This window comes from Photorhabdus asymbiotica (genome assembly GCF_003634575.1).
GTDB classification, from domain to species: Bacteria; Pseudomonadota; Gammaproteobacteria; order Enterobacterales; family Enterobacteriaceae; genus Photorhabdus; species Photorhabdus asymbiotica.
On sequence record NZ_RBLJ01000003.1, the window covers coordinates 293,068 to 306,895 of the forward strand.

General features: G+C 41.4%; 10 protein-coding genes. 8 read left to right on the forward strand and 2 right to left on the reverse strand.

What is annotated here, in order from left to right; all coding sequences use genetic code 11:
- Positions 1–379: 379 nt before the first annotated feature.
- Both BDD30_RS13550 and fucA read right to left on the reverse strand, forming a co-directional pair.
- Positions 380–1,735, reverse strand: coding sequence for a Fic family protein (locus tag BDD30_RS13550; protein ID WP_012776893.1), 1,356 nt, complete (start codon positions 1,733–1,735; stop codon positions 380–382).
- A gap of 113 nt (positions 1,736–1,848) precedes the next feature.
- The gene (gene fucA, locus BDD30_RS13555) at positions 1,849–2,496 is read right to left on the reverse strand and encodes an L-fuculose-phosphate aldolase (RefSeq protein WP_012776892.1); all 648 of its coding nucleotides are present in this window, start codon (positions 2,494–2,496) and stop codon (positions 1,849–1,851) included.
- Between the two features lie 419 nt (positions 2,497–2,915).
- Here fucA and fucP point away from each other — a divergent pair, with 419 nt between their 5' ends.
- The 8 genes from fucP to BDD30_RS13590 all read left to right on the forward strand — a co-directional run bounded on the left by fucP (position 2,916) and on the right by BDD30_RS13590 (position 13,498).
- Complete coding sequence (gene fucP, locus BDD30_RS13560) at positions 2,916–4,226, forward strand: L-fucose:H+ symporter permease (protein ID WP_012776891.1); 1,311 nt, start codon at positions 2,916–2,918, stop codon at positions 4,224–4,226.
- Positions 4,227–4,239: 13 nt separating this feature from the next.
- Complete coding sequence (fucI, locus tag BDD30_RS13565) at positions 4,240–6,018, forward strand: L-fucose isomerase (protein WP_012776890.1); 1,779 nt, start codon at positions 4,240–4,242, stop codon at positions 6,016–6,018.
- A 51-nt stretch (positions 6,019–6,069) separates the two neighbouring features.
- Positions 6,070–7,509: an L-fuculokinase gene (fucK, locus tag BDD30_RS13570; RefSeq protein WP_041381558.1), complete on the forward strand. Its 1,440-nt coding sequence runs from the start codon at positions 6,070–6,072 to the stop codon at positions 7,507–7,509.
- Between the two features lie 12 nt (positions 7,510–7,521).
- Positions 7,522–8,223 (forward strand): L-fucose operon activator, encoded by a 702-nt coding sequence (fucR, locus tag BDD30_RS13575; protein WP_012776888.1) that lies wholly within the window; start codon positions 7,522–7,524, stop codon positions 8,221–8,223.
- Positions 8,224–8,394 carry a hypothetical protein gene (locus BDD30_RS23615; protein ID WP_170152961.1) on the forward strand — a complete coding sequence of 57 codons (171 nt, stop codon included), beginning with the start codon at positions 8,224–8,226 and terminating at the stop codon, positions 8,392–8,394.
- A gap of 650 nt (positions 8,395–9,044) precedes the next feature.
- On the forward strand, positions 9,045–10,136 hold the full coding sequence (locus tag BDD30_RS13580) for a PLL family lectin (RefSeq protein ID WP_012776887.1): 1,092 nt from the start codon (positions 9,045–9,047) through the stop codon (positions 10,134–10,136).
- Positions 10,137–10,770: 634 nt separating this feature from the next.
- A complete protein-coding gene (locus tag BDD30_RS13585) occupies positions 10,771–11,880 on the forward strand; it encodes a PLL family lectin (protein WP_012776886.1) in 1,110 nt (369 codons plus the stop codon).
- 505 nt (positions 11,881–12,385) lie between these two features.
- On the forward strand, positions 12,386–13,498 hold the full coding sequence (locus tag BDD30_RS13590; RefSeq protein ID WP_012776885.1) for a PLL family lectin: 1,113 nt from the start codon (positions 12,386–12,388) through the stop codon (positions 13,496–13,498).
- Positions 13,499–13,828 lie beyond the last annotated feature (330 nt).

A 13,828-nucleotide genomic window follows, 5' to 3' on the forward strand; every position in this document is an offset into this window, starting at 1 on the left:
CATATGAAAGGTCCGCACCATTTCACCAAAAATTCATTTAGATAGATTACCCCGCCCATAGGACGTCAGGTCGATATGAGATGAAACTACTGATGGGTGTTTAGCTCTGTCAATATACAAATAGATTTATGAATCACATTTCTAATCATTGACCGTATAAATTTAATCCCTGATGCAAAAACATAGTGAAAGAGTTAATTAATCAACTTACCTGAAGCAGTAGCATGATTAACATATACCCAATAGATTTCAATTTGTAGCGCGGCGGCAAATGAACGAATCCCTAAGAGCATGGATAACTCTGTGACTGAGGTGAGTGAAAGCAGCAACTTGAAAGATGAAGAGTATAAACGCTCTTGATTTAATCGAGTGAATACGACTATCGGTGTTTTCCCTTCCATTGTTTAAACTGAGAAGGCCGAAGTCCATACCGCGCCAAAACACCTTCATGCAATCGCCGTAATTCCTCAATAACCAATGCTTTTAACGTGTCACGTTCAGATGAACTTAATTCATTGGAAATTAATTTATCTATAACCTCGATCGAATCCATTTCCGGTGTCACGACAACCTGATAAACAATCCGCTTAATAGTATTTCTATATTGCAACCTTAACGGGTCTGGTTCAGTTATTTCCTGTTTAAGAGCCAGATATTCTTGAGTAGAACGCTCGTAAGCCCATAAATAAAGATCTCGCAACAATTCAACTCTGGTCATTTCATAAATACCAAGCATTGCACGGCTATATGCCTCTTCTGGCACATCCAGAAAAGTCAATGGACATAGATTTGAACGAAGCAACGGCAAATTAGCCGCCAGGCGGGAAGTTCGTTTATTGATATCTGCAAAAGGTTGTAAATACGGCAAGTGGACCATTATAAAAAAGGATTGCTCAAATGGATCTGAGATAACTTGTGCTTTCGCCAGCAACGAATCCAAAATTTCACTAATATAGACCTCTCCTGATAACGGTCTGAAAACACTTTTTCCTATTTCAACCTGATGCTGACGGATACGCCCTTCATCTATAGGATTGAACAGTAAATTTTCAGCTAATGTACTATGCAAATTGAGAATGGTATATCGGTTAAAATCAGCTTCCGCTATGCCATCAATAAGTAATTCAATAGCGGACTTATGGTTGAGGATCATTTGAGTTTCAATCGCATTTTTTCCTACCGCAGCTTTGCCATACTCAATTAATTCGATCGTATCTAATCGACTGTAAGTATTCCCCTCCAAACGACTTGAAGCCCACGACAAATCAATGAGTAAACGATCCAGAATATCTCTACCATAAGTTCCCGCTGGTTGTGAGGTTTGTTTTGTATCTCCCATTCTCCGAAGCTGATTACGAATTGGAACTGACAGGTAATGAGTCACATTGGGTTCATACGATTCCAGAAACTCTCGTTGATAACCAACTGGCACCCTGACCTTCATGGGTTGATCAATATAACGGAGAATATCCTTACTATCTTCAGACAATGGAATATAGCTCGGGAAATTGCTGGATCTTTCTATTACTTGCTTCGATGTTTTTCTCGCAGAAATAACATAGCGACGACTTCGTCCCTCGCCCAAAGCGTGTACTTTTCCATTTCCAACAAGCTGTCCTAAACAACGTTGGACAGTCCGTCTGGAAACAGAAGGATGCACAGCTAATAAATCCGAAACAGACATAGGTTGTGATGCAACACACAACGTCTGGTAAATATTGTTCATTAAGTTCATAGCGAAAGAGATTCCTGTGAAAATATGGCGCGATTATGGCGCAATTCAGATAATCGCGCCACTTTTGTGCCAGTCAAATGGCGCGATTATGATGACTGCCAGATAAAGTGATCTCATTCTTCAATTTTTAAGCCATATGTCTTAAATTTCTCAAGCACAATCGCTATTTCCTCTTGACTCAGAACAGGGACTGGATTTTGGATCACTAGGGTTTGTAAATACAGGCGAGCGAGTATTTCAACTTCATGTGCAAGCCACAGTGCTTTTTGTAAATTAACCTCACAAGCGATCATCCCATGATGCTGTAATAAAATGGCTTTTCTATCTTTAAACCCATCAAATACATAGTCAGAGAGTTGTTTAGTACCAAATGTTGCATAAGGTACACAGGGAATAGAATCGCCTCCCGCCGCCGCAATCATATAATGAATAGCCGGGATAGATTTATTTAAAATAGAAACCGCGACGCAATGAATTGCATGATTATGGATAACTGCATTTGCATCGGGTCTGGCATGGTAGACCGCCTGATGAAAACGCCATTCACTAGAGGGAATCTTATGGTCCTCGTGTTGACCATTTTCATCTACATAGACAATATGTGCTTCAGTCAATTGTTCATAAGGTATCCCTGTCGGAGTAATTAACATGCCATTTTTATAACGGACACTGACATTACCTGCCGTGCCTTGATTCAATCCGAGTCGGGTCATTTCTAAACATGTATCAATAATTTCTCGAGATAATGTATTTCTTTTCATTATTATTTACCCAATTTAAAATTGAATGATGAGATTCACTCTTTATTTTTTGTATTACTTTGTTGTTTTTAAATAAACGTTTTAGTTAGTTTTTGTGATTAAGCTCAAATGTTTTTACTACTTTCTCTGTTTTTTAAATATCTCTATTTATTTTTTTATTCCGTATTTTTCATTTCTAACTTAAACAGTCATTTATTGGCTTGATTGACCGTTTTTTTATAAAAAAAATCATACGGTCATTTTTATGACCAAATTAAATAAAAAGAAAAGATAGATAAACATCTGTAATAGGTTTATTTCAGTGATTAAGTTCACAGTTTAGCAGCCTGAATAAATAAATGTGATTTAGATCCTTTTTTCATCTCATAGATGACTAAAAATACTACTGCTTCTGGATCAGCTGTAATATAGAGGGTAATATGGATAACATATCGATACAACCAAATATAGCTCGAGATAAGAAGAAAAACAGAGGTTACTTAATTCCTTTTGCTATTTTGTGCTCTCTCTTTTTTTTATGGGCTGTGGCAAGTAATTTAAATGATATATTATTGCCTCAGTTTCAAAAAGCGTTTACCTTAACAAACTTCCAAGCGGGATTAATCCAATCGGCATTTTATTTTGGTTATTTTATTATTCCTATTCCTGCTGGCATATTAATGAAGAAGTTAAGTTATAAAGCGGGGATAATGACTGGATTATTGTTTTATATTGCTGGCGCTGCTCTTTTTTGGCCCGCGGCAAAAGCGATGAATTATACACTATTCCTGTTCGGGCTTTTTATTATCGCCGCTGGGTTAGGCTGCTTAGAAACAGCGGCTAACCCTTTCGTCACCGTGTTAGGACCCGAAGAAACGGGGCATTTTCGAATTAATCTGGCACAAACGTTTAATTCATTTGGCGCAATTATCGCCGTTGTTTTTGGGCAAAATTTGATTTTATCTGACGTTCCCCATTTGCCCCAAGAAACACTTGATAAAATGACCGTTAAGCAACTTGATGCCTATAACCACAGCCTGGTCTTAGCGGTACAGTCTCCTTACATGATTATCGTTGCCGTCGTTTTAGTCATTGCCTTATTAGTTTTATTTACCAAATTTCCAGTAATACAAAGTGATGTACATAATAATCACAGCTCATTCTTTCAGTCTTTGGGACGTATTATCAAAATCAAGCATTGGCGCTGGGCGGTATTAGCCCAATTTTGCTATGTCGGTGCACAAACCGCTTGCTGGAGCTACCTTATACGTTATGCCATTGATGAAATTCCGGGGATAACTCCGGGGTATGCCGCCAATTACCTGACAGCAACAATGGTCTTTTTCTTTATTGGTCGATCAAGTGGTACTTGGTTAGTTAAGCGGTTCGCTCCAGAAAAAGTACTGGCTTATTATGCCTCGATATCCATGATCCTTTGCATTATTTCCGCATTCGCAGGGGGATACATCGGCTTAATTGCATTGACTATTTGTAGCATGTTTATGTCTATTCAATACCCAACCATCTTCTCATTAGGCATTAAAGGATTAGGTCAGGATACCAAATATGGCTCTTCATTAATTGTCATGACCATTGTCGGTGGCGGCATCGTAACGCCTATTATGGGATTTGTCAGTGATACTGTAGGCCATATTCCAACTGCTGAGCTGGTCCCCGCCCTCTGTTTTGCTGTGATCTTGATTTTCGCAAAATTCCACGCCAATACGGCGCCTAGTAATTCGTTTAATTAAAGAGGCAAATAACATGAAAAAGCATATGAATCTACCTAAGATTGGTATTCGCCCAGTTATTGATGGTCGTCGTCTGGGGGTACGTGAATCACTCGAAGAGCAAACCATGAATATGGCAAAAGCGACAGCTAATTTATTAACTCAACATATTTGCCATACTTGTGGTACCCCTGTTGAATGCGTTATTGCCGATTCGTGCATTGCCGGTCTTGCTGAATCTGCCGCTTGTGATGAAAAATTCAGCACATTAAATGTTGGTCTAACCGTGACTGTCACACCATGTTGGTGTTATGGCAGTGAAACAGTAGATATGGTACCAACCAGACCGAAAGCTATCTGGGGTTTTAATGGGACTGAACGTCCCGGTGCAGTCTATCTTGCCGCAGCTTTAGCGGCTCACGCGCAAAAAGGTATCCCCGCTTTTTCTATATACGGACATGAAGTTCAAGATACTGATGACCCGCACATTCCTGATGATGTTAAAGAAAAATTGCTACGATTTGCACGGGCTGGATTAGCTGTTGCCAGTATGAAAGGAAAAACTTATCTCGCTGTTGGCGGTGTCTCAATGGGCATCGCAGGCTCAATTGTTGATCATAACTTTTTTGAATCCTGGCTTGGTATGAAAGTCCAATCTGTTGATATGACTGAATTACGCCGTCGGATTGATAAGCAAATATATGATGAAGAGGAACTTGAACTCGCTTTATCTTGGGCAGATAAGTATTTTCAATATGGTGAAGACCTGAATGCTGAACAATATCGCCGTTCACCAGAAAATCATCGTCAAATTCTGCGCGAAAGTCTACTTATGGCTATCTGTATTCGTGACATGATGCAAGGAAATCCAACACTGAAAGTTAAAGGGTACAGCGAAGAAGCTCTCGGCTACAATGCGATTGTCGCAGGCTTCCAGGGACAACGTCACTGGACAGATCAATACCCTAATGGCGATATGGCAGAAGCCATTTTAAATAGTTCATTCGACTGGAACGGCATTCGTCAGCCATTGATGATTGCAACAGAAAATGACAGTCTAAATGGCATTGCGATGTTATTTGGTCATCTGTTAACAGGCACAGCCCAGATTTTTGCTGATGTTCGCACTTTTTGGTCTCCAGAATCTGTTGAACGTGTCACGGGTCAAAAACTTACGGGACCGGCAGAAAATGGGGTGATCCATCTCATTAATTCAGGTTCTGCAACATTGGATGGAACCTGTTGTCAAAAAGACGAGCAGGGTCACCCTACAATGAAACCTCACTGGGAAATTACCGAAGAGGAAATGAATGCCTGTCTGGCTGCAACGCAATGGTATCCAGCAATCCATGAATATTTCAGAGGTGGAGGATTCTCCTCCAAATTCTTAACGAAAGGGGGCGTTCCTTTCACCATGAGTCGGGTCAATATGATTAAAGGTCTTGGTCCTGTCCTGCAAATAGCTGAAGGCTGGAGTGCAGAATTGCCCAAAGATATTCACGACGTTCTGGATAAACGCACCAATGAAACCTGGCCCACAACCTGGTTTGTTCCACGGTTAACCGGTAAAGGCGCCTTTAAAGACGTCTATTCTGTTATGGCGAATTGGGGAGCTAATCACGGCGTACTTTCTATTGGTCATGTTGGCGCAGACTTCATTACATTAGCAGCAATGCTAAGAATCCCAGTTTGTATGCATAACGTGGATGAAAAAGCCATTTATCGTCCTGCTTCATGGAGTGCGCATGGTATGGACCCTGAAGGTTCAGATTACCGAGCCTGCCAAAACTATGGCCCTCTCTATAAGCAATAATTGCTGTTGGCGGTACCCATTGTGCCGCCGCTATCCATGACAGGAGATCGCATGACTCAAAATGCCATTTTAGTTTTAGATTGTGGAGCGACGAATGTGCGGGCTATTGCGATTGATCCACAGGGTAATGTGATTGCAAAAGAATCAACACTAAATACCAGTGAGCCTGATAAGACCAATCCTGACTGGCATCTATGGCCACTGGATGCCATTTTAGGGCGGCTAGCGAGCTGTTGTCGTGTGATTATCCCTAAATTATCAGGTTATAAGATACACGCAGTCACAGTGACAACCTTTGGTGTTGACGGAACACTGGTCAACGCAAAGGGTGACTTACTATATCCAATAATTAGTTGGAAATGTCCACGCACGATCCCTATTGTTGAAAATATTGCTCGTTACTTCTCTGCTGAGAAATTACAAACGATATCCGGTGTCGGGCAATTTAATTTTAATACACTTTATAAGCTAATCTGGTTAAAAGAAAACTATCCTACCCTTTTAAATCAAGCTCATGCTTGGTTATTTATCTCTTCTTTAATCAATTATCGCTTAACCGGAGTGATGTCTACTGACAGAACCATGGCCGGAACCAGCCAGTTACTCAATATTCATCATGATCAGTTTAGTGAAGAAATTTTAGATACGATTTCTATTTCGGCGTATTTATTTCCTAAACTCGTTTCTGCTGGCGAACCAATTGGCAATTTAACACCAGCAGCAGCCAGAAAGTTAAACTTGCCTTCAGGAATCCCGGTTATTTCTTCTGGACATGACACACAATTTGCTTTATTTGGCTCAGGCGCTGATTTAAATCAACCCATCTTATCTTCGGGCACCTGGGAAATTCTGATGGTACGCACCCCTCATGTGAATACCCATATTTTACCTCATTACGTGGGTTCCACTTGTGAATTGGACGCGAGAAAAGGACTCTTTAACCCAGGATTGCAATGGCTGGCTTCCGGGGTACTTGAATGGATACGACAACTTTTCTGGAAAGATATTCCCCCTTCAGAAGCCTATCCCCAAATGATCCATGAAGCTCTATCGGTGCCTCCTGGTTCGAATAACTTAAGCATGAATTGTCATTTATTAACCTCTAAAGCGGGATGGTGTGGAATAACATTGAATACTGAGCGCCGTCATTTTTATCGCGCCGCATTAGAAGCTTTGGGATATCAATTAAAACAAAACCTGTCTCTTTTAGAAAAAATAAGCAGATTTCATGCTAAAGAATTAGTGTTAGTAGGTGGAGGTAGCCGAAATCATCTCTGGAATCAAATAAAAGCAGATATTCTAAACCTACCAATAAAAGTACTTAATGAAACAGAGACGACGGTACTAGGCGCGTCTTTCTTTGCCTGGTCTGGCGCAGGTTATTATGAATCGTCGGAAAAAGCCCGTGAACAATTTGCTTATCACTATGAACTTTATACACCCGGCGAACATCAAGCAGCTTATGATTCATTAGCCCAAGATTTTATATAAAGAGATTCCCCTATGAGAAATGAGCGTCATCAAAGAATTATGGATCTTCTCCATCAACATGAATCATTGACAACGACTGAACTTGCCCAAGTTTTACACGTAAGTAGAGAAACAATACGTCGAGATCTGCGATTGCTTCAGGAGCATGGTCGTCTTCTGCGTTTACATGGAAGAGCAAAAAGCTTAAACAGAGAAACACTAGATAATGGAGACCCTTTTAGCATCCGAGCTAAAAGCCATTTTTCGAGTAAATCGCTTATTGCTAAGCAAGCTGTGACTTGGATAAGCGAAGGAATGATCATTGCACTTGATGCAAGTTCAACTTGTTGGTATTTAGCAAAACAACTCCCTGATATTAATATCACTGTTTTTACGAATAGCATTCGTATTTGTCATGAATTATCAAAGAGAAAAAATATTCAATTAATCAGTTTAGGGGGAGTTCTTCATCGTAAATATGCTTGTTACATTAGTTCATCACTTATTGCACAATTAAAAAATTTAGAGATCGATCTCTTCATTTTTTCCTGTGACGGCATTGATGTAAATGGCGATTTATGGGATTCGAATATTGATAACGCAGCATACAAAGAGATTCTTATAAAACGAGCATTACAATCAATTTTATTAATTGATAAAAGCAAAACTAACCGAAAAAGTGAAATTAAAATAGAAAATCATGGAAATATCACTGATATAATATCGAATGACTAAATGGTAGTTGTTAACTGTTATACCCTATGGATTTCAAGATGCATCGCGACGGCCAGGGAACTAATCCTCGGGAGCATAGATAACTATGTGACTGGGGTGAGTGAGTGCAGCCAACAAAGAGGCAACTTGAAAGATGACGGGTATATAATCCTTCCTGATATTTTCACATAATAAGTCTGATACTGGTTTCCATGGGCCTTTATAGCTAATAGATTTTAAAATCAAAACAAAATTTACAAATTAATACCAGACTCCATCAATATCAGCTGATAAAGCAATCAAGTCATTAGTTCATTTAAGTTGTTATAAGTAAACCATTAGTAAATATGATTGCAAATAAATTCACTAAATAATTCAATTTTTTCATTAAAAATTTTTATTTTCATTGTTCATTTCCTGTATCTGGCTATTATTTCACATGGAAACAAAATAATTATTATACAAATATATTGCAAATAGAAACACAGAGTGATTTTCAAATAAAAAACAGTTTATATTTAATTAATTATCTTTGAACAATTACATGTAAAAAACATATCAACACACGGCGTTTATAATATATAATTATATTTATACCCTATGGATTTCAAGATGCATCGCGACGGCAAAGGAGCGAATCCCCGGGAGCATAGATAACTATGTGACTGGGGTGAGTGAGTGCAGCCAACAAAGAGGCAACTTGAAAGATGACGGGTATATTTGATGATCTATTGTTCATAAATCAGCATCAAATAAAATATTAGCCTAACAAAGCAATTATCTTGCGTATTAAATGGTTATTTAGTGAATCTGAAAGATTATTTTTTTAATGAGGCGTATATATGAAAATAAATTCGGCTGAAACATTAAATCTATATAATACTGAATACTCGATAAACGCATTATCCGGAGTTGTCTCGCTGGGAAAAAATGCAGATAATCGGCTCGAAATTTTCGGTGTAGGCACTGACAATGCCGTGTGGCACAATTGGCAAACGGTATCAGATACAAGCTCCACCTTATACGGCTGGTATTCACTCCGGGGAACAGCGACTAGCAAACCTGCCGTTCACATCAATTCAGACGGTCGATTGGAAGTATTCGTTCGAAGCACAGATAATGCACTATGGCATAACTGGCAATTCTCTCCCAATTCCGGTTGGGCAGGCTGGTGCTCTTTAGGTGGCTCGCTCACCAGCGACCCGGTGGTAGTATGTGCTAACTACGATGGTCGGCTTGAAGTCTTTGCACGCAGCAGTGATAACGCACTCTGGCACATCAAGCAAACAGCTCCCCATTCCTCTCCATGGTCAAGCTGGCAATCGCTAGGTGGCGTGCTCACCAGCAACCCAGCAGTATATGCCTATCCCGGTGGGCGACTTGAGATTTTTGCACGTGGCACCGATAACGCACTCTGGCACATCTGGCAAACAGAACACGCGGGTCCATGGTCCACATGGGAATCATTAAATGGCGAGATCACCAGCGAACCAGTGCTCATCAGTAACGCCGATGGGCGGCTTGAGATTTTTGCGCGCGGCACCGATAACGCACTCTGGCATGTCTGGCAAAAAACATACGCTGGTCAATGGTCGAATTGGGAGTCGCTAGGTGGCACGCTCACCAGCAACCCAGCGGTAGAAGTCAACACTGACGGTCGTCTAGAGGTTTTTGTGCGTAACGCCAATAATTCAGTCGGGCACATCTGGCAGACGGAAGCCCATTCAGGTCCATGGTCTGACTGGGCCTCATTAGGTGGCGCGATTACCAGCGCGCCAGTCGTAATGAAAAGCTCCTCCGGTCGGTTTAACCTCTTTGCACGCGGTACTGATAACACACTCTGGCTCATCCAGCAAAACACACCATCCAAACCATCGTGGGATACTTGGTGCTCCATTGGCGGCATCTTGATCGACGCTTCCGCGGCCAAATAGTCTGAAAGGTCCCAGTTTCGTACAAGACAAATGTAACCTTCAGCCCGATGCAAAAAAAATCTTCACTGTGCCGCATCGGGCCTGCGGTATCTCATTTGCTAGAATTAACCCAATATTCGACACAAAAATCCAATAAAAATTTAAATTCACACACATTACTTTGATGACAAAAGTCTATTTTGTCTATCCAGAACAGAGTCTTAGCTAAATATTCTCAGAAAACAATTTCAAACAAAGCATCCATTTCATAGAACATTCATAAATTAAAATCTTTGTTTTTTTAATCTCCAGTCTGCAAGCTATGCGTTTTCGTAAAATTTAGATGATAATTATAAAGATACATTTCGAAATATAAGCAAAAAGAAATTTTAAAACAGCAAAACAATTCATAAATAACTTTTTATTTTTAAATAACAGCCTGTAAAAAATATATATAAACACATGGAGTTTTATAATGTAGCATCACATTCACCAGACACCTTTACGGATCATAAACAAACATCAAACAGAATATTAATCATTTCTTTAAAGAATAAAGCATGAAAGTGCGAATATGAATTCAAAGAATTAAATACCTTGCTTATTAAATGACTATTTTAGTGAACCCCAAAAATTATTTCTAAAGAGAATATATATGCAACCCATTAATACATCAAATCCAGATAATACCGCATCATATGTTAAAGACGAGGTAGAAATAACGAGTTCTACAATCGCGTTGTCTGAAATTGTTTCAGTGGTAAACACCTCTGACGGTCGGCTTGAGGTTTTCGGTGTGGGCACTGACAAGGCTGTATGGCACAACAGGCAAATGGCACCACATACAGGCTCTCCCTGGTCCGGCTGGAGCTCACTTAAGGGACAGGTCACCAGCAAACCCGTCGTTTACATCAATACAGATGGTCGACTGGAAGTATTCGCACGCGGCACAGATAATGCACTCTGGCACATCTGGCAAACCGCCACCAATGCCGGTTGGTCAAACTGGCAATCTTTAGGTGGAGTGATTACCAGTAACCCTGCGATATATGCCAACACTGATGGCCGCCTTGAAGTTTTTGCACGCGGCGCTGATAACGCACTCTGGCATATCTCACAAACTACCGCTCATTCCGGCCCATGGTCGAGCTGGGCCTCGTTGAATGGCGTGATCACCAGCAACCCCACAGTCCATATCAACTCCGACGGTCGGCTTGAGGTCTTTGCTCGTGGTACCGATAACGCACTCTGGCACATCTGGCAAACCGCTCCTGATTCCAACCTGTGGTCAAGTTGGGAGTCACTCAATGGCATAATTACTAGCGACCCTGTGGTCATTGACACCGCTGATGGTCGGCTTGAAGTCTTTGCGCGTGGTGCCGATAACGCACTCTGGCACATCTGGCAAACTATTTCCCATTCCGGTCCGTGGTCAGGCTGGCAATCTTTAAATGGCGTAATCACCAGCGCTCCTGCTGTAGCGAAGAACTGCGACAACCGGCTAGAAGCCTTTGCACGCGGTACCGATAACGCACTCTGGCACACCTGGCAAACAGTTTCCCATTCCGGTCCATGGTCAAGCTGGCAATCTTTAAATGGCGTGATCACCAGCGCACCAACGGCGGTAAGGGACGCCGATGGCCGGCTTGAAGTCTTTGCTCGTGGTACCGATAATGCACTTTGGCTCACCTGGCAAACCGCATCATCATGGTCCCCTTGGATATCCCTCGGTGGTGTCTTAATCGACGCTTCCGCGATCAAATAATCTAAAAAGGAACCCATTTCTCCCGAGGAGAGCGTAACCTTTCTGGCCCAATATGCTAAGGAAAACATTCACTGTGTTATATCGGGCCAGTGGTATAACCGAATTTGCTAGAATTAGCCCAACGTTCAGCTAATAAAATATACCTATACGAATTGTGTTCCTTAATAACGATTATCAGATATTTTTAATAAAAACAAAATCGTCATTAAAATAATATCTACAAAATAGAAAACAAAAGAGATTTTAAAATAAAAAAACAGTTTATATATGATTAGTTTTTTGGCTGGTCATATTTAAAAAGATATATCAACACATATAAAGTTATAATATAAGGTCAAATTTTTATGCTAATTTAATAATCAGGAGTTAACTTCAGATAAAACATTCATTACCCATTTTGCAAATAAAAGGATGTGAACAAAAACATTAATATTAAATTCAATATTTTTCTTATTAAATTGCTACTTAGTGAATATAAAAAATAACTTTTAAAAAGGGTATATATATGCAAAAAGAACCTATTAAAACATCCAATCCAGATAATACCGAGTCATATGTTAAAGACGAAGTAGAAATCGAGAATGCTGCAATCGCATTGTCCGCAATTGTTTCAGTGGCAAACAACTCTGATAATCGGCTCGAGGTTTTCGGTGTGAGCTCTGATAATGCGTTATGGCACAATTGGCAGACTGCCCCTAGCTCCGGTTGGTCAGGTTGGCAGTCATTGAATGGCACAATCACTAGTGACCCAGCGGCATTTGTCAACGCCGATGGCCGGCTTGAAGTTTTTGTACGTGGCGCCGACAATGCACTCTGGCACATCTGGCAAACCAAACCTCACGCCGGTCCATGGTCTCAATGGGAATCGTTAGGCGGCGGAATTACCAGCAATCCAGCGGTACATATCAACGCCGACGGTCGGCTTGAAGTCTTTGTACGCGGCGGGGATAACGCACTCTGGCACATCTGGCAAACCAAACCCTCTGCCGGTCCATGGTCTCAATGGGAATCATTAGGCGGCGGGATCACGAGCGATCCGGCAGTACATCACAACGCCGATGGTCGACTTGAAGTCTTTGTGCGCGGTGGTGATAACGCGCTCTGGCACATCTGGCAGACCAAGCCTTCTGCCGGCCCATGGTCTAAATGGGAATCATTGGGCGGCGGGATCACGAGCAACCCCGCGGTATATCACAACTCCGACGGTCGACTCGAGGTCTTTGTACGCGGCGGTGATAACGCGCTCTGGCACATCTGGCAAACCAAACCCTCTGCTGGTCCATGGTCTAAATGGGACTCATTGGGCGGTGTAATTACCAGCAATCCGGCGGTAAATATCAATGCCGATGGTCGGCTTGAGGCCTTTGCACGCGGCGGAGATAACGCGCTCTGGCACATCTGGCAGACCAAGCCTTCTGCCGGTCCATGGTCTAAATGGGACTCATTGAAGGGGGTAATCACCAGCGCCCCAGCAGTCGGGAAAAATTCCAACGGCCAACTTGAAGCCTTTGCACGCGGCGGAGATAACGCACTCTGGCACATCTGGCAAACCACATCATCGTGGTCCGCTTGGGCCTCACTTGGTGGAACCTTAATTGACGCTTCAGTGATCAAATAATCTGGAAGGAGTTAGAATTAGCTTCACACAAGATAAACGTAATCTTCTGGCTCGATGCATTAAAGAAAACATTTACTACACTGCACTGGGCCAGCGGTACTTAATTTACTGGAGTTAGCCCCATTTTAACTTCCAAAGGGTACTCCCGCCGACACAAGGCGGGAGTACCCTTTGGAGGAAAAGATGCAGAATATTTATCCATGAAATAATCCATTATTGAATCTCTAAGACCAAAATAAATCCTTTTTCTGCCGTTCTTCTAATTTTTCTGTTATTTTTTAATTTCATCGCGCTGTAGCAGTATATCTGTCCTTACTTTCTGACTGATCT

Bases quoted from the DNA above. Each gene is read 5' to 3' on its own strand.
- BDD30_RS13550 (WP_012776893.1), bottom strand. From the start codon at position 1,735: ATGAACTTAATGAACAATATTTACCAGACGTTGTGTGTTGCATCACAA.
- fucA (WP_012776892.1), bottom strand. From the start codon at position 2,496: ATGAAAAGAAATACATTATCTCGAGAAATTATTGATACATGTTTAGAA.
- fucP (WP_012776891.1), top strand. From the start codon at position 2,916: ATGGATAACATATCGATACAACCAAATATAGCTCGAGATAAGAAGAAA.
- fucI (WP_012776890.1), top strand. From the start codon at position 4,240: ATGAAAAAGCATATGAATCTACCTAAGATTGGTATTCGCCCAGTTATT.
- fucK (WP_041381558.1), top strand. From the start codon at position 6,070: ATGACTCAAAATGCCATTTTAGTTTTAGATTGTGGAGCGACGAATGTG.
- fucR (WP_012776888.1), top strand. From the start codon at position 7,522: ATGAGAAATGAGCGTCATCAAAGAATTATGGATCTTCTCCATCAACAT.
- BDD30_RS23615 (WP_170152961.1), top strand. From the start codon at position 8,224: ATGGTAGTTGTTAACTGTTATACCCTATGGATTTCAAGATGCATCGCG.
- BDD30_RS13580 (WP_012776887.1), top strand. From the start codon at position 9,045: ATGAAAATAAATTCGGCTGAAACATTAAATCTATATAATACTGAATAC.
- BDD30_RS13585 (WP_012776886.1), top strand. From the start codon at position 10,771: ATGCAACCCATTAATACATCAAATCCAGATAATACCGCATCATATGTT.
- BDD30_RS13590 (WP_012776885.1), top strand. From the start codon at position 12,386: ATGCAAAAAGAACCTATTAAAACATCCAATCCAGATAATACCGAGTCA.